16 protein-coding genes are annotated in these 17,452 nt (G+C 45.3%); 3 read left to right on the top strand and 13 right to left on the bottom strand.

The window, feature by feature from the left end; translation table 11 throughout:
* The 7 genes from AOC29_RS02395 to clpB form a co-directional block, all read right to left on the bottom strand.
* Complete coding sequence (locus tag AOC29_RS02395) at positions 1 to 1,311, bottom strand: TRAP transporter large permease (RefSeq protein ID WP_215296463.1); 1,311 nt, start codon at positions 1,309 to 1,311, stop codon at positions 1 to 3.
* Positions 1,308 to 1,862, bottom strand: coding sequence for a TRAP transporter small permease subunit (locus tag AOC29_RS02390; RefSeq protein ID WP_215296462.1), 555 nt, complete (start codon positions 1,860 to 1,862; stop codon positions 1,308 to 1,310). Before AOC29_RS02390 ends, AOC29_RS02395 begins: the two co-directional genes overlap by 4 nt.
* A gap of 5 nt (positions 1,863 to 1,867) precedes the next feature.
* Positions 1,868 to 2,851: a TRAP transporter substrate-binding protein gene (locus tag AOC29_RS02385; RefSeq protein WP_215296461.1), complete on the bottom strand. Its 984-nt coding sequence runs from the start codon at positions 2,849 to 2,851 to the stop codon at positions 1,868 to 1,870.
* 50 nt (positions 2,852 to 2,901) lie between these two features.
* A complete protein-coding gene (locus tag AOC29_RS02380) occupies positions 2,902 to 3,342 on the bottom strand; it encodes an HIT family protein (RefSeq protein ID WP_215296460.1) in 441 nt (146 codons plus the stop codon).
* Between the two features lie 97 nt (positions 3,343 to 3,439).
* A complete protein-coding gene (aceA, locus tag AOC29_RS02375; RefSeq protein ID WP_215296459.1) occupies positions 3,440 to 4,738 on the bottom strand; it encodes an isocitrate lyase in 1,299 nt (432 codons plus the stop codon).
* A gap of 281 nt (positions 4,739 to 5,019) precedes the next feature.
* Positions 5,020 to 6,255 carry an MFS transporter gene (locus AOC29_RS02370; protein ID WP_215296458.1) on the bottom strand — a complete coding sequence of 412 codons (1,236 nt, stop codon included), beginning with the start codon at positions 6,253 to 6,255 and terminating at the stop codon, positions 5,020 to 5,022.
* Between the two features lie 51 nt (positions 6,256 to 6,306).
* Positions 6,307 to 8,910 carry an ATP-dependent chaperone ClpB gene (gene clpB / locus AOC29_RS02365; protein ID WP_215296457.1) on the bottom strand — a complete coding sequence of 868 codons (2,604 nt, stop codon included), beginning with the start codon at positions 8,908 to 8,910 and terminating at the stop codon, positions 6,307 to 6,309.
* Between the two features lie 105 nt (positions 8,911 to 9,015).
* On the opposite strand from clpB, the gene AOC29_RS02360 reads away from it, so the two are divergent.
* Positions 9,016 to 9,255, top strand: a complete 240-nt coding sequence (locus tag AOC29_RS02360) for a GIY-YIG nuclease family protein (RefSeq protein ID WP_215296456.1) — start codon at positions 9,016 to 9,018, stop codon at positions 9,253 to 9,255.
* Positions 9,256 to 9,268: 13 nt separating this feature from the next.
* On the opposite strand, the gene moaE is transcribed toward AOC29_RS02360, so the two are convergent.
* From moaE to AOC29_RS02330, 6 genes are read right to left on the bottom strand one after another with little or no spacing between them, the layout of a single operon-like run.
* Positions 9,269 to 9,724: a molybdopterin synthase catalytic subunit MoaE gene (gene moaE / locus AOC29_RS02355; RefSeq protein ID WP_215296455.1), complete on the bottom strand. Its 456-nt coding sequence runs from the start codon at positions 9,722 to 9,724 to the stop codon at positions 9,269 to 9,271.
* Position 9,725: 1 nt separating this feature from the next.
* Positions 9,726 to 9,983 (bottom strand): molybdopterin converting factor subunit 1, encoded by a 258-nt coding sequence (gene moaD / locus AOC29_RS02350; protein WP_215296454.1) that lies wholly within the window; start codon positions 9,981 to 9,983, stop codon positions 9,726 to 9,728.
* Positions 9,984 to 10,001: 18 nt separating this feature from the next.
* Positions 10,002 to 11,228, bottom strand: coding sequence for a gephyrin-like molybdotransferase Glp (gene glp, locus AOC29_RS02345; RefSeq protein ID WP_215297293.1), 1,227 nt, complete (start codon positions 11,226 to 11,228; stop codon positions 10,002 to 10,004).
* A 52-nt stretch (positions 11,229 to 11,280) separates the two neighbouring features.
* A complete protein-coding gene (gene thrC, locus AOC29_RS02340) occupies positions 11,281 to 12,723 on the bottom strand; it encodes a threonine synthase (RefSeq protein WP_215296453.1) in 1,443 nt (480 codons plus the stop codon).
* An 8-nt stretch (positions 12,724 to 12,731) separates the two neighbouring features.
* Positions 12,732 to 14,042, bottom strand: a complete 1,311-nt coding sequence (locus AOC29_RS02335) for a homoserine dehydrogenase (RefSeq protein ID WP_215296452.1) — start codon at positions 14,040 to 14,042, stop codon at positions 12,732 to 12,734.
* Positions 14,039 to 15,295 (bottom strand): pyridoxal phosphate-dependent aminotransferase, encoded by a 1,257-nt coding sequence (locus tag AOC29_RS02330; RefSeq protein WP_215296451.1) that lies wholly within the window; start codon positions 15,293 to 15,295, stop codon positions 14,039 to 14,041. Before AOC29_RS02330 ends, AOC29_RS02335 begins: the two co-directional genes overlap by 4 nt.
* A gap of 79 nt (positions 15,296 to 15,374) precedes the next feature.
* On the opposite strand from AOC29_RS02330, the gene AOC29_RS02325 reads away from it, so the two are divergent.
* Positions 15,375 to 15,752 (top strand): Mth938-like domain-containing protein, encoded by a 378-nt coding sequence (locus AOC29_RS02325; protein ID WP_215296450.1) that lies wholly within the window; start codon positions 15,375 to 15,377, stop codon positions 15,750 to 15,752.
* A complete protein-coding gene (locus AOC29_RS02320) occupies positions 15,752 to 17,452 on the top strand; it encodes a glycosyltransferase family 39 protein (RefSeq protein ID WP_215296449.1) in 1,701 nt (566 codons plus the stop codon). Before AOC29_RS02325 ends, AOC29_RS02320 begins: the two co-directional genes overlap by 1 nt.

Here is a 17,452-nt window from a genome sequence, read left to right as displayed (position 1 = left end):
TTACTTAATTTCTTTTTGCAAAAACTGATCAGGCAACCATGTCACCAAATCAGGCCAAATGGTGATTAAAGCCACTGCCAATACCATCATGCCAAAAAAAGGTAGTGAGACCTTAGCGATGTAATTACTATCCTTGCCGGTCATACTCTGCAAAACAAATAAGTTAAAACCAACCGGTGGCGTTACTTCTGCAATCTCGACCAACAAAACAATAAAGATCCCAAACCATACCAAATCAAATCCAGCCTGCTGAACCATAGGCAGGACAGTTACCGTTGTTAGGGCAATCATTGAAATACCATCTAATGCCGTTCCCAATAAGATGTAAATAATTGTCAAAACAAAAATAAGGGCCCAAGGTGAAAGGTGCATACTTTGCACCCACTCAGCAAGCCCCCTTGGGATTCCGGTGTAACTCATGACAATTGACAAAAAAGAGGTCGCCCCCAAAACAAACATAATCATTGCAGTCAGCCTTGTAGCCGATAGAAGACTTTGCCAAAAATTACTCCATGATAAGTTTCTGCCAGCTGCCGCTAAAATCAACGACCCCACTACCCCATAAGCAGCAGCCTCAGTTGCAGTCGAGTATCCAGCCAACATCAACCATGCAATAAAGATAATTAAGGCAGTACAGGGTATTAATTGCCCAATTGAATGAATGCGCTGCTGCCAAGAATACTTTTCTGCAGGAGGCGTCTTATCGGGATTGAGTAGCGCCCAAACAATGATGTACCCGGAGAATAAGCCCATCAAGATAGCGCCGGGTATAAATCCTGCCAAAAAAATACGAATGATGGATTGATCTGCTGCTACAGCATAGACCACCATCGTAATTGACGGGGGAATCAAAATTCCCAAAGTACCAGCGCAGGATAAAGACCCCAGGGTAATCTTTTCGTCATAACCACGCTTAGTTAATTCAGGCAGAGCAGATTTTGCAATCGTCGCGCACGTTGCAGCAGATGATCCAGATACAGAGCCAAAAATTCCACAACCCAAAATATTCACATGCATCAACCTACCTGGCAACCAATTCAGCCAAGGAGATAATCCAGTAAACATTTGTTCTGAGAGCTTTGTTCTAAATAAAATTTCTCCCATCCAAACAAATAATGGAAGTGAGGCCAAAGTGTAGGATGAACTTGAATTCCACCAGACATTAGCCAAATTCATCATGGTGTCTTTATCAGAAAAGACAGCTAAGCCAAACCAAGCCGTAATTGCTACACCTGCTGGAATCCAAATTCCCATCAGCAATAAGAAGGTCATCAATACCAACAATATCAATGCGATTACAGTAATACTCAAAGAGTCTCTCCAAAATCGCCAGCGCTTAAACGCTCCTCAGCCATTTGCTGATAACGAGGCTTACCTCCACGTAGCACTCTAAAAAACTCATCTAAAACTGCTAAGAAAAATATCAAGCATCCCAGCGCAGCAAAAATCTGAGGAATCCAGAGTGGCACAATGATTTGACCCTGAGAAACATCGTTAAATTCCCAACTCTGGTAGACGAATAATGAAAAAGCTAAGAGTGCAAACAAGCAGAATCCAGACATAACTGCAAGGCTAAATATCTCCAGGCGATTTTTCCAGATTGGGCCAAGTCTACTTAAAAATATTTCGACTCTGACAATACCGCCATGCTGAAAGGTTTGCCCCAAAATTAAAAATGCAGATGCAGCGCAGAACCAAGCAATCAAATCATCAGCGCCACGCAGATTAATGCCAAATTCTCGGGATAACGACATTGATACCATCAAAACACAAATACTCAGAATGCATAAGGCCGCCAAAACGGCGGCCCAATGAATTAAGCTATCAAGCAAACGACCATACAGACTTCGCAAGGCTGGCATCAATTTTATTTCTTAAAGTCTTCGATAATTTTTTGACCTTCATCGCCAGCGCTTCGAATCCACTCAGCGACCATAATGCGACCCACTCTATCTAGATCATTCTTTAATTGGGTGGAGGGCTTTTGCACAAGCATGCCATTTTTTGCCAAAGTTTCGTTGTAAAGCTTGGTTTTTTCCTCGGAAACTTTTGTGCCCCTTTTTTCAGCTTCAGCACATGCTTTCAATAATGCAGTCTGAGTGGGTTTATCTAAGGAGTCAAAAGCTTTTTGATTAATCATCAAAATATTCTTAGGCAACCAAGCATCAACTTCATAGTAATACTTTAAGCTCTCCCAAGCTTTAATATCTACGCCAGTAGCACCAGAAGTCATCATTGAATTAATCGTTCCTGTTGCCATCGCTTGCGCTAAGTCAGCAACCTGAACTGTTACTGGCTGAGCGCCAACCAATTCTGCAATCTTCGATGTCGCTGGGTTGTAGGCTCTCCACTTCAAGCCCTTCATATCAGCGCCAGAGTTAATTGGATTTTTGGAGTAAAGACCTTGCGGAGGCCAAGGTACCGCATAAACTACTTTCAAACCCTGTTTTTGCAGCGCAGACTCTGTGGCATTTTTTGAAAGTTTCCAAAGCTTTTCAGAATCTTTATAACTTGTTGCTAAGAATGGAATGGAGTCGACGCCAAAAATCGGATTCTCATTAGCAAGTACGGAGATTAAAACTTCTCCCATCTGCGCCTGCCCAGTTTGAACTGCTCGCTTAATTCCATTAGCAGGAAACAGAGAGCCATTAGGATGCACAACAATTTTTAACGAGCCCCCTGTAGCTTTTTCTACGTCAGCAGCTAACTGCTGCAGATTTTCTGTATGAAAATTGCTAACTGGGTAGGCGCTTGCTAAATCCCATTTAGTTTGGGCTTGTGCGCTCAGAACCCAAAAGCCAAATAACACAGCAATCAAGGACTTGGAATGCTTTATGAATTGCAAACTCATTTTTGTCTCCAGTTGAATTTTATGAGGGAGGGTATTGCTTAAATTTAATACTAATATAACTGAGAAATTGCCTCTTTAATTGCTAATGGCAGCTGCTTAGACAGCGCCCTTCTACTCTCTAAAGTGGATTTCGAGGTCTCTTGAGTTCTAGCTGACCAGGCCGAAGCTGGGAAAAAAGCATCGTCTTGGTATCTAGGAATGATGTGCCAATGAATATGCGGGACCATATTACCTAAGGCTGCTAAATTGACCTTGTCTGGATGCATGACATGACGCACTACCTCTTCAACTACAAATACCAGGCTCATGACATGCTCGCGCTCACCATAAGTGAGATTTGACATCTCTGCGATATGCCGATTCCAAATCACACGACAGAATCCTGGCAAATCAGGGTCATTCACCAGAATGACTCGACAGTCATCACCGCGCCAAATGAGTTCACCCTCTTCGGGTCTGAGATCGTCTTTACAGAGTACGCAATTTGCCATGGGAAGAATGTATACGAAAACGGCATCTAAGTCACCCTTGTGGGGTAATTTAGATGCCGCAGAAGGGTGCTACTACTTCAAAACTGCTTAGGGATTCTTAATGGAATTGCTCTTCTTCAGTAGAACCAGTCAACGCAGTCACAGAAGACTTACCACCTTGAATGACGGTAGTGACATCGTCGAAGTAGCCGGTACCCACTTCTTGCTGATGTGAAACGAATGTGTAACCACGGTCACGGGCAGCAAATTCGGGCTCTTGCACTTTCTCAACATAAGCAGTCATGCCACGCTTAGAGTAGTCTTGAGCCAAGTCGAACATGTTGTACCACATCGAGTGGATGCCAGCGAGAGTAATAAATTGATATTTGTAACCCATCGCACCCAACTCACGTTGGAACTTCGCAATCGTTGCATCATCCAAGTTTTTCTTCCAGTTGAAAGAGGGTGAACAGTTATAAGCCAACATCTTGCCTGGGAACTTTGCACGAATGGCTTCAGCAAATTTACGAGCAAAATCAAGATCAGGCGTACCTGTTTCACACCAAACCATATCAGCGTATGCAGCATATGCCAGACCACGTGAGATTGCCTGATCTAAGCCCTTACGTGTTTTATAAAAACCTTCTGGGGTGCGTTCGCCAGTCAAGAATGGCTTATCGTTTTCATCATAGTCAGAGGTCAATAAGTCAGCAGCTTCAGCATCGGTGCGAGCCAGGATAATCGTTGGCACACCCATCACGTCAGCAGCTAAACGTGCAGAGATCAACTTTTGTACAGACTCTGTCGTTGGCAACAATACTTTGCCACCTAAGTGGCCGCACTTCTTCACCGAAGATAATTGGTCTTCGAAGTGAACGCCAGCCGCGCCTTGTTTAATTAATGCTTTGCTTAATTCAAATGCATTTAATACACCACCGAAACCTGCTTCAGCATCAGCAACGATCGGCGCAAAGTACTCGATATAACCAACATCGCCTTTGTTGATCCCTTTTGCAGTCTGAATTTCATCAGCACGCTGGAATGAGTTATTAATACGCTCAACCATTTTTGGAACTGAATCGACTGGATATAAAGATTGATCAGGATACATCGCCGCATATGAATTCCCGTCAGCAGCAACTTGCCAACCAGATAAGTAAATTGCCTGAATACCAGCTTTCACTTGTTGCATCGCTTGACCGCCAGTCAAGGCTCCCAAACAGTTGACATAAGCTTCGTTATTCACCAACTCCCAAAGACGTTCTGCGCCGTGCTTGGCTAAAGTGTGTTCAATCTTCAATGAGCCACGAAGACGGACAACATCTTCAGCCGTATAACCCCGAGTAATACCTTTCCAACGTGGGTTGGTATCCCAATCCTTCTGTAAGGCTGCGATTTCTGCTTTGCGATCTGCCATGGTTTTCTCCCTAAGTTAAACAAGTACTTCAAAATTTGAGACCGGTTAAGACCCATTCAAGTCTTATGTCTTATATAAGAGTTTAGAGAGTTTAAAAAATGGGGAAAGGGGAATTACAAACTTTATATCAATTATTTAACTCTTTAAATTCAATTACTTATAAATGTTATTTTGCAATACGAAATGATTAACCATGGCACGAAATTGAGTTGCCTTGTTTATATTGCACTGCATTTTACTCAGTGTAATAAGATTTCACATCATGAAATATTAAACAGTCGCTATTTTGCTTTAGGAGCAATGTCTGAAGAGACTTTAAAGACCGTGGGAATAATCATCAGCTGAAACACCACAATGCCAATGAATAAGGCTTTCGGCAATCCAGCATCCATAAAGAGACCGAAGATAAAAGGTCCCACTGCTGCACCCAAATCAATGCCTGAATAAACAATTCCGTATACACGACCCGCTACGCCTTGCGGAGTTGCTTTCTTAACCAATAGATCTCGTGATGGTGCCACTACACCGTATCCAAAACCTAGCGCAAAGAAAATAATTGGAATCAGTTCAAGCGAAATAAAGCCCGTAGCTAGCAGCAAGCACATGACTACCGTCACAGATAAACAAGTTGACACTATGCGCTCTGGGGCTTGCAATTTAGCAGCTAAATACCCTCCGAACAAAACACCTCCAGCGCTACCCAATGCCAGAAGCGTAATGTAATAACTACCCGTCGTTAATGGCAGCTCATAGATACTAAAGAGTGCGCTTGGGGCAAAAGACTGTAAGCTTGAAGTGGAGGCCATGCTGAAAAAAAAGAACATCCAGCAAAACCACACAGCTGGCAATTTTAAGAAAGCAAATGCACTCTCTGGTGCAGCACCAGGATTGGCGGCTTGAGCACTGGCATGGCTACTCTCATGACGCTCTTTGACGTTATCTAGTAACTGGTTTTTATTAACCCAAAGAATCATGAGAATGATGGCCTCAAGCAAAGCGGCCGATAGGAAAGCAATACGCCAGTCAGAAAGCTGCGCAATACCCACCATAAATGCAGGTGCGGCAGCCCATCCCAAATAACCTGTTACCCCATGCATAGAATAGGCATAAGGTAAGTTTGGTGGAGAAATTTTATGATTGATCAGAGTGTAATCAACTGGGTGAAAGATGCCATTACCACATCCAGCAATCACAGCACCCATAATCAACATGAGATAGCCATTACTTTGAGAATACGTTAAGGCTGCGAGCGCAAGTAAACCGACCCCTGCAAATAAAACTGGTCTAGCCCCAATACGATCGACCAAAAATCCTGAGGATGCCTGCACAACACAGGAGACCACAAAGAAGATGGACATCAGTATGCCAAGCTCGGCATAGCTCAGAGCAAATGCATCCTTCAACCATGGAAACATGGGAGGAAGAACTAAATGAAAGAAGTGTGAGCTGCCGTGCGCCAGGCTAATAAGACCAATCACCCGGACATCACTGGCACGCCTACTAAGCGCAAGAGTCATGTGTCGAGTTTACTGGCGCAGGAATATTCCTGCAGAAATACTATTGGAGTACTAGTGAACCTGACGAGTAAAGCTAAAGTCACCTTTTTTATCGACATCCACTGGCACAACATCCTTAGGACCGAACTTACCCTCCAAAATCATCTTGGAAACGGGGTTCTCAATATGCTGCTGAATGGCACGCTTCAGTGGTCTCGCACCAAATACTGGATCAAAACCGACTTCCGCAATCTTACTTAAGGCTGCATCACTAACCTCAAGCTGCATATCGACCTTAGCCAAACGATCCGATAAGTTTTTGAGCAAGATCTTCGCGATATTAGCAATATTAGCCTTGTCCAAGCCATGGAACACCACAATCTCATCAATTCGATTCAAGAACTCTGGACGGAAATGATTCTTTAACTCTTCAAATACGGCTTCTTTAATTTCAGCTTGCTTCTTATCCGTCATTGACTGAATTAAATGAGAGCCAATGTTACTCGTCATCACGATCACAGTGTTCTTGAAATCCACAGTGCGGCCTTGACCATCCGTTAAACGGCCATCATCAAGTACTTGCAAAAGGACGTTGAAGACATCTGGATGTGCCTTTTCGATTTCGTCAAACAAGATGACGCTGTATGGATGACGGCGGACTTGCTCTGTTAAGTAGCCACCCTCTTCGTAACCAACGTAGCCTGGAGGCGCGCCAATCAGACGGGCAACGCTATGCTTCTCCATGAACTCACTCATGTCGATCCGAATCAAGTGGTCTTCACTATCGAATAAAAAGCCAGCTAAGGCTTTGCACAGCTCTGTCTTACCAACACCTGTTGGCCCCAAGAATAAGAATGATCCATAAGGACGATTCTCTTCAGCCAAGCCAGCGCGCGAGCGACGGATAGCATCGGATACTGCACGGATAGCCTCTTCTTGGCCAACTACGCGCTTATGCAGCAACTCTTCCATCTTGAGAAGTTTGTCACGTTCACCTTGCATCATCTTCGATACCGGAATACCCGTCGCACGAGAAACGACTTCGGCGATTTCTTCTGCGCCTACTTGAGTACGTAGCAACTTGTTTTTGACAACACCGTCTTTACCGCCCTTTGCTTCAGCAGCAGTTGCAGATTTAAGCTTTGCTTCAAGCTCTGGCAATTTGCCATATTGCAATTCAGCGACCTTCTCTAGCTTGCCTTCACGTTGCAACTTAGCAATTTCTCCGCGCACTTTCTCAATCTCTTCTTTCAGATTGGCAGCGCCCAATACAGCACCCTTCTCTGCTTTCCAGATCTCTTCTAGGTCTGCATATTCAGCACCTAGACGCTTGATCTCATCTTCAATTAAAGCAAGGCGCTTTTGTGAAGCCTCATCTTTTTCCTTCTTAACGGCCTCACGCTCAATCTTAAGCTGAATTAATCGGCGCTCTAGCTTATCCATTACCTCTGGCTTGGAATCAATTTCCATCCGAATACGTGAACCCGCCTCATCAATCAGATCAATTGCCTTATCTGGCAAGAAACGATCGGTAATGTAGCGGTGGGATAACTCTGCAGCAGCAACGATCGCAGGATCAGTAATCTCAATCCCATGATGAAGCTCGTAACGTTCTTGTAATCCACGCAAGATCGCAATTGTCGCTTCAACACTAGGCTCTTCGACCATCACTTTTTGGAAGCGGCGCTCGAGTGCAGCGTCCTTCTCAATGTACTTACGGTATTCATCTAAAGTGGTCGCGCCGATACAATGCAATTCGCCACGCGCTAATGCAGGCTTGAGCATATTGCCGGCATCCATTGCGCCATCTCCCTTACCAGCTCCTACCATCGTATGAATTTCATCGATAAAGATGATAGTTTGACCTTCGTCCTTAGCTACATCACTCAAGACCGCTTTCAGACGCTCTTCAAATTCACCTCGATACTTAGCGCCTGCTAATAGCAAAGCCATATCCAAAACTAAGACACGTTTATTTTTTAAAGTCTCAGGTACTTCGCCATTCACAATTCGCTGTGCCAAGCCTTCCACAATGGCGGTTTTACCTACACCAGGCTCACCAATCAACACTGGGTTGTTTTTACCGCGACGTTGCAAGATCTGAATGGTGCGACGAATCTCATCATCACGACCAATGACGGGGTCGAGCTTACCCATACGTGCGCGCTCAGTTAAATCGATTGTGTATTTTTTTAAGGCTTCACGTTGACCTTCAGCATCTGCACTATTCACTGATTCCCCTCCGCGCACTAAATCAATAGCCGCCTCTAACGATTTACGATTTAAACCATTCTCGCGGGCTACCTTGCCAAGCTCACCCTTATCATCAGCCACCACTAGCAAGAACAACTCGCCAGCGATAAATTGATCATTACGCTTATTCGCCTCTTTTTCGCATAGGTTGAGCCAATTACTTAAATCACGACCCACTTGTACTTCACCACTAGTACCTTGCACTTCAGGCAAATTACTAATGACTTTCTCCACGCCTTTTTCAAGGCCTGGAACATTGACGCCTGCACGGGTTAATAAGCTCTTTGCAGATCCATCAGAGTCACGCAACATTGCTAACAAGACATGGGCTGGCTCGATGTATTGATTATCTTTAGCTAAAGCGATGCTTTGCGCTTCACTTAAAGCCTCTTGAAATTTGGTTGTTAATTTATCTATTCTCATTTTTATGCCTCATGTATTCCATATATTTCTATCTATAGAATATAAGGGCAATAATGACAATTTCAAGGCTATTTACGCCCTTTTTAACCCTAAATGTGAGCTATTTTGACCTGGCTTGTTTATTTACTAGAGTGCTCTGACGGTAGCTACTACGCTGGCATTACCAATCGCTTGGAGCATCGCCTGGAAGCCCATAATTCAGGGCAAGGCGCTCGCTACACCCGGTCACGAAGACCAGTTGTCCTCTTGGCCACCCAAGAGCACCCAGATCGCTCAGAGGCCTCTAAGGCCGAAGTGAAATTAAAACAACTGCCAAGATCAGAAAAGTTAGGATTTTTTAAATAGGACTTAAGAGGTTTTAATTCTTCTTCCAGCGCGCCATTGCAGCATCATCTGTGACACGAGCATCTACCCAGCGAGCACCCCCAGGAGTATCTTCTTTTTTCCAAAATGGGGCGGCAGTTTTTAGGTAATCCATCATAAATTCACAAGCAGCAAAAGCTTCCCCTCTGTGGGCGCTAGTTACAGCAACCAAAACGATTTGATCTTCTGGTAATAGCGGACCAACTCGATGAATGACTAAGGCTTGATAAATATCCCAACGTGCTTTAGCTTGAGTAATAATTTCTTCTAAGGCCTTTTCGGTCATGCCGGGGTAATGCTCTAAGGTCATCTCTTTGACTTGACTGCCATCATTCATGTCGCGGACAGTGCCCAAGAAAGTGACTACTGCGCCCACTCTTGGATCACCCTGACGAAGCGCTGCAATCTCTGCGCTCAGATCAAAATCGTTTTCTTGAATTCTGATTGGCATATTAGCCACCAGTCACCGGTGGGAAAAAAGCTACTTCAGCACCTTCTTGCAAGCTTGTATTTGCATCCACCATATGTTGATTGAGTGCGCAACGCAACGCTTTTCCTTCGGCCAATGCCTGAGCCCAAGCTCCACCGCGTTGCGCCAGAAAGATTCTGAGATCAGCGATGGTCTTAACTGTTGCTGGAGCATCAATGCTTTCTTGCGAAGTCTCGAGGGCTTCACGCAATGAGGCAAAGAATCGTAATTCAAGTTTCATTAGAGCATCGTAAACCGATTACTTAAGAAGCGCATCAAAAGGAATGTACTTGACCATATCACCCTTTTTGATGGGCTGTCCTGGCGGGCAATCTACCAAGCCATCGCCCCATGAAGCACTAGTGAGCACTCCAGAACTTTGGTTCGGGAATAAATCTAAACCGCCCACTGCATTGATCTTTACCCGCAAGAACTCATTACGACGATCTGCTTTCAGCCAATCAAAATCAGCACGCATTAAATAAGACTGTGGCAGCTTAGCCTCACGCCCCTGCAACTTCAAAATAAAAGGGCGCACAAACAGCAGAAAGGTGACAAAGCTAGATACTGGGTTGCCAGGCAATCCAATAAACCAAGCCTCACCCTCTTTTGGCTCATCTGATTTGCGAACCGCACCAAATGCTAATGGCTTACCCGGCTTGATAGCAATCTGCCAAAGATCTAATCTACCCTCAGCATTCACTGCAGGCTTAATATGATCTTCTTCGCCAACAGACACGCCACCTGAAGTAATAATCAAATCATGATCTTTACTTGCTTTACGCAATGCGGCGCGAGTAGCGTCCAAACGATCCGGAACAATCCCCAAATCGGTAGCGTCGCAACCCAAGGATCGGAGACAGGCTAATAAGGTATCGCGATTGGAGTTGTAGATGCCACCTGGCTTTAAAGGTTCACCTGGTAAGGCTAATTCATCGCCAGTGAAAAAGGCGGCCACTTTCACGCGACGCTTCACGTTTAAGTGAGTTAATCCTGCAGATGCTGCTACACCCAACTCTTGAGGGCGCAAATATGTTCCAGCAGTTAATGCCATTTTGCCAGCGCTTAAATCCTCACCTCTGCGGCGAATCCACTGGCCTGATACTGGAGCAATATTGACCTGCACTTGATCCGTAACCCCTTCAGGAACGGCACAATCTTCTTGCATAACGACTGCGTCAGCGCCAGGAGGTATGGGAGCTCCCGTAAAAATCCGTGCTGCCGTACCAGGCTCTAGTTGAATACCAACTGAACCTGCTGGGATGCGTTGCGCGATTCTGAGGATACTTCCAGAATTTTGGGTATCCGCAGTGCGAACCGCATAACCATCCATCGAAGTGTTATCCAGCGGTGGCACATCCACTAAGCTACTGACGTTTTCTGCAAGCACGCGACCAAGTGTTGCTTGCATCGAAATACTTTCACTCTCCTCTACTGGCTTGGCATGGGAGAGTAAATGATCTAAAGCCTGCTGCGCAGTCAACATCGGTGGCTTAGTCATAGCAATATGGATTGTTACTTTGTGTTGATTAAAAAATCTAGTTGAGATGCGCTGTAATAAAATCTTTAACCTGATTTACATCCGCATTGATATTTTCTACGCGCTGTGGCTTTGATTTGATGTCTTTAAACGCAGGCGGGCACTCGGCAGGACGACCCAAGGCTTCTTGAATCGTTTCTTCAAACTTAATGGGCAAGGCTGTCTCCAGCACCAGCATCGGAATACCAGCTTGCAAGTGCTCACGCGCTACTTTGACACCATCAGCAGTATGAGTATCAATCATCACGCCATAACGTTTGTCGACATCACGAATCGTTTCTAAACGATTGGCATGAGTACTGCGTCCAGATTGGAACCCATACTTGCCAAGCTCTTTGAAGACGGCATCTTGAGAGATGTCGAAGCCACCAGTAGTATCGACTTGCTTAAACATCGCCGCAGTCGCCTTGCCGTCTTGACCCATAAAATCGAATACAAAGCGCTCAAAGTTACTGGCCTTCGAGATATCCATTGAGGGACTAGAGGTATGCAAAGTCTCGGCAGATTTGCGCGCACGATAAACACCCGTGCGGAAGAACTCATTGAGCACATCGTTCTCATTTGTAGCGACGATCAAATGCTCAATTGGTAATCCCATCATGCGGGCGATATGACCAGCGCAAACATTACCGAAGTTACCAGAGGGCACAGTAAAGGAGACTTTTTCAGAGCTAGCGTTGGTTGCTAGCAGATAGCCTTGGAAGTAATACACCACCTGCGCAACAACGCGCCCCCAATTGATAGAGTTCACGGTGCCAATTTGCTGATGAGCTTTAAAAACAAGGTCGTTACTCACCGCCTTAACAATATCTTGGCAGTCATCAAAGACTCCGGCTACTGCTAAGTTAAAGATATTAGGGTCCTGCAAAGAATACATTTGGGCAGATTGAAATGCGCTCATCTTGCCTCGTGGTGAAAGCATGAATACCCTCACACCCTCTTTACCGCGCATAGCGTATTCGGCAGCACTACCAGTATCGCCAGAAGTGGCACCCAAGATATTCAGTTTCTGGCCAGCACGCTTTAGCGCGTATTCAAAAAGATTGCCGAGTAACTGCATCGCCATATCTTTAAAGGCGAGAGTTGGGCCATTAGAGAGACTCAATAAGCCAATACGTGTGCCACGCTCTTCACCTAACCAATGCAAAGGCGTAATATCTTTTGCATTATCTTGTGGACGACCATTGCAATAGACTTGCTCGGTATAGGTTTTGCGCAGCAGTGCGCGCAAATCAGCCTCAGGAATATCGTCGCAATACAAACTCAACACCTCATAGGCTAGGTCTGCGTAAGATAAACCGCGCCATGAATCTAACTGCTCCGCAGTCACCTTTGGGTATTGCGTCGGCAAATACAGGCCGCCATCTGGCGCCAACCCACCTAACAAAATTTCTAAGAAGGATTGTTCTGGGCTATTGCCACGAGTAGATTGGTAACGCATAGATTAAATTAAGACAGATTTTCTAAACGAATCTTCACTACTTCACCAGCCACCGTCTTGAGATTCTGAATCTCTTTGATTGCGGCAAGCATGTTCTTCTCTTTGGTTTCGTGAGTTAAGGCCACTAAGTCAGTCTGACTTTCACCTTCATCAGCTTCTTTTTGCAAGAGCGCATCAATAGAAACGCCATGGGAAGCCAAGATCTTCGTAATATCAGCGAGCACACCTGCCTGATCAGCAACGCGCATACGTAAGTAATAGCTGGTCGTGATCTCGCCAATCGGTAATATAGGCGTGTTTTGGACTGCATCTGGTTGGAACGCCAAGTATGGGACACGATGTTCGGGATCCGCACTTAATAAACGAGTGATATCAACCAGGTCGGCAATTACTGCGGAAGCGGTTGGCTCTGAACCAGCACCTTTACCGTAGTAGAGGGTAGTGCCAACAGCATCGCCAAATACTTGGACCGCATTCATGGCTCCCTCTACGTTTGCAATTAAACGCTTAGCAGGAATTAAAGTGGGATGCACACGTAACTCGACGCCCGTTGGTGTTTTCTTAGCAATACCGAGTAGCTTGATGCGATAACCCAATTGCTCAGCATAGCGAATATCAATCGCCGCTAGCTTAGTAATACCTTCAACATGTGCCTTATCAAATTGCATTGGAATACCAAATGCAATTGCACTCATGATGGTTGCTTTATGAGCAGCATCAATACCTTCAATATCGAAGGTTGGATCCGCTTCTGCGTAACCTAAGCGTTGCGCTTCTTTAAGAACAGTTTCAAAGTCCAAGCCTTTGTCCCGCATTTCAGAAAGAATGAAATTGGTAGTACCGTTGATGATGCCTGCAATCCATTCAATACGATTGGCCGTTAAGCCTTCACGCAAAGCTTTAATAATCGGAATACCGCCAGCAACTGCTGCCTCAAATGCAACCATCACACCCTTGGCGTGCGCTGCTTTAAAAATCTCATTGCCATGAACCGCAATTAACGCCTTGTTAGCCGTTACCACGTGTTTGCCAGCTGCAATTGCCTCTAAAACCAAGTCCTTAGCGATGCCATAACCGCCAATCAGCTCAACCACGATATCAATCTCTGGGTTATTGATCACGGCACGAGCATCGTTGACGATCTGTGCACGATCTTTCACGATCTCTTTGGCGCGCTCTACATTTAGATCAGCAACGGTATGAATGCGAATGCCACGACCGGCACGACGAGTGATTTCATCTTGGTTGCGCTCTAGAACAGTGAATACGCCACCACCTACGGTGCCAATACCTAAGAGACCTACTTGAATCGGTTTCATGATGCCTTTGCAGCAGTTGAAGAAGCCTTACGACCATGCTTATTACGATAACGCTCCAGAAAACGCGCTAGGCGACCAATCGCCTCCGTGAGCACATCTTCATGAGGCAAGAACACAACGCGGAAGTGATCAGGTTTACCCCAGTTAAAACCGGAACCCTGTACTAACAATACCTTTTCCTCTTTAAGAAGATCGGCAACAAACTGTTGATCATCTTTAATGGGATAAACCTCAGAATCTAACTTCGGAAATAAATACAGAGCTGACTTGGGTTTTACGCAAGTGACGCCAGGAATTTCTGTGATGAGTTTCCAAGCAAGATCGCGCTGCTTTGCAAGCCGACCGCCTTCGCTCACTAAGTCATTAATACTTTGATATCCGCCTAATGCAGTTTGAATGGCGTATTGGCCTGGTACATTTGCACACAAGCGCATCGAGGCCAACATATTGAGACCTTCGATATAGTCCCGCACCATTTCTTTATCACCAGAAACCACCATCCAGCCTGCGCGGTAGCCGCATGAGCGGTAGTTCTTAGATAGCCCGTTAAAAGTAATGATGACAACATCATGAGACAAGGATGCAAGCGAGATATGTTTCTCACCGTCGTACAACATCTTGTCGTAAATCTCATCAGCGAACAAAATTAAACCGTGCTCACGAGCAATTTGTGTCAACTCAAGCAACACCTCTTTAGAGTAAATCGCACCGGTTGGATTATTTGGGTTAATGACCACAATCGCTTTAGTACGAGAGGTAATTTTTTTGCGCAGATCATTTAAGTCTGGCGCCCAATCTTTTGACTCATCACACAGATAATGAACGGGTGTGCCGCTGGATAAACTCACAGCAGCAGTCCAAAGTGGGTAGTCTGGCGTAGGCACCAACACTTCGTCGCCATCATTCAGAAGGGCGTTCATGGAAAGTACGATGAGCTCAGACACACCGTTACCGGTATAAACATCATCTAATGCCACGCCCTGAATACCCTTTTCTTGGCAGTACTGCATGATGGCCTTACGTGCCGCAAAAATACCTTTGGAATCAGAATAAGCAGAGGCATTACTCAAATTGCGGATCATGTCCAACTGAATCTCTTCGGGAGGATCGAAACCGAAAACCCCGACGTTTCCGATGTTTAATTTGATGATTTTGTGACCTTCTTCCTCCATGCGCTGAGCAAGCTCGAGCACTGGACCACGAATGTCGTAACAAACGTTATCGAGTTTTTGGGACTTTAGGATGGGTTTCACAATAAATTAAAGGGTAAGTTCTTGAAATCTTAGAAAAAACAGCTAGCTATAATCCACATAATTATGACAGAGAGTCCACTTGAAGCTTCAATCTGACCCCCATTCTGGAGGCAATTCGATTACCGGCTATGGCGATGGCTACGTAGAGATCAACAAGGTCCCATATGCCCATACGGTCTTATTGAGCTCAGACGGGGCTATTTCAGAGTGGTCCGCAAAGTCCTTTGATGACCTAGAAGCCAGCCATTTCACCCAAATGGTCGATCTCAAGCCTGAATTGATTCTCATTGGGACCGGCAGTCGCCAACACTTTCCTAAGCCAGAACTCCTAAAAGCCCTGATTCAAGCCAAAATTGGCTTTGAAATCATGGATTCTCAAGCTGCCTGTCGTACTTACAACATCTTGGTAGGCGAAGGGCGTCAAGTCCTCTTAGCCTTGATCGTGGAGCCGACTTAATGCAGTTTGGGCAAATTCGGCAATCTTCTGCCCTGCACCCCAGCAAAATGTTGCTGTTAATACTCATTTATGCCCTGCTCTGGTTTGGCACTCTGAACTATCGCCACCTCATTCCATCCGATGAAGGACGTTATGCAGAAATCGCCAGAGAGATGTTGGTCACTGGTGATTGGGTAACACCGCACTACAACGGCTACAAGTATTTTGAGAAACCGCCACTTCAAGCTTGGGCAACTGCAGCAGCATTTAAAGTATTTGGTATTGGTGATTGGCAAGCAAGGCTCTGGACAGCCCTCACTGGATTTCTGACCATTCTCGCTATTGGCTTTACTGGCGCTCGCATCTTTAATGCGAGAGCAGGTTGGTTGGCTGCAGTCGTTTTAGCATCAAGTCCAATGTGGATCATTAGCGGCCACTTTAATTCTCTCGACATGGGGCTCTCTTCTTTTTTAGTGGCGGCGCTTTGCAGCTTATTGTTGGCACAAACTGCAAGCAATAAATCCAGTTGTGGCTATTGGATGTGGGCTTGCTGGGTGTTTATGGCGCTGGCTACCTTATCAAAAGGCGTGATTGGCGCAGCCATCCCAGCCATGGTTTTTATCGCCTACTCTGTTAGCACTTGGGATTGGAAAATTTGGACTCGCTTACGTTTGTTTAGTGGGTTGATTTTGTTCTTAGCTATTACAGCACCTTGGTTTATTTTGGTAGCACAACGTAATCCCGAGTTCCTAGAATTTTTCTTTATTCACGAACACCTGCAACGATTTACACAGGATGCCCATAGTAGAACTGGTCCCATCTATTACTTCGTACCACTGCTACTAATCGGCATACTTCCTTGGGTATTACAAATCCCCGGGGCACTGACACAGGCTTGGCAAGAACGCAGACGAGAGTTCTCCGGCGGATGGTTATTGGTGTGCTGGTTTGTAGTGATCTTTGCGTTCTTTAGCGTGTCCCGCTCCAAGCTTCCTGGTTACATCATCCCGATCTTTCCTGCACTAGCCCTATTGATTGGTAATCGCTTAGATCGTTTATTAGGTCAAACGAACTCCATGGCAATCCCTTGGAAATTACAAACCCTTGGATTTGCTCTGCTGGGTTGTATAGGCTTTTTCTTCTTATCAGAAATTAGCAAGCAAGCAAGGCCTGATGAAATTGAATCCTATGCGCAATATACCCAATGGGTCATTGCTGCATTAGTTGCGCTCATTATCTTTAGCTCGTATGCAGCTCTGCAATCTAAACGCAATGGCATCCAAAGCATTGTGAGTTTTGCCTGTGGCTTTTTCTTGTGCGCCATCATCGCTGGAACTGGTCATGAAACTTTGGGGCGTGCAGTATCAGGCATTGATCTCGTTAACCGCGTCAAAATATCTATTCCAGAAAAAGTCAATTTCTACTCTGTGCGCCTACTAGATCACACTGTCCCGTTTTATCTTGGTAGAACTATGATCATGGTCGAATCACCTGATGAGCTGGAATTTGGTGTCAATCAAGAACCTAATCTGTGGATGCCGACCCTCGATGCTTTCATTACTCGTTGGAAAGAAGATCAAACCGCCTATGCGCTGATGGTTCCCGAGCAATATATTGCTCTGCAGGACTTAAAGATACCGATGCAGGAAGTAGATCGTGATTCTCGTCGAGTGATTGTCAAACATCCAGAAACTACAAGTAGCTCGCAGCAATCAAAGTAA

Source organism: Polynucleobacter sp. JS-JIR-5-A7, assembly GCF_018687935.1.
Classification (GTDB): Bacteria; Pseudomonadota; Gammaproteobacteria; order Burkholderiales; family Burkholderiaceae; genus Polynucleobacter.
Note: the sequence above shows the minus strand (reverse complement) of the source record. Positions and strands in the feature narration are given on the sequence as shown.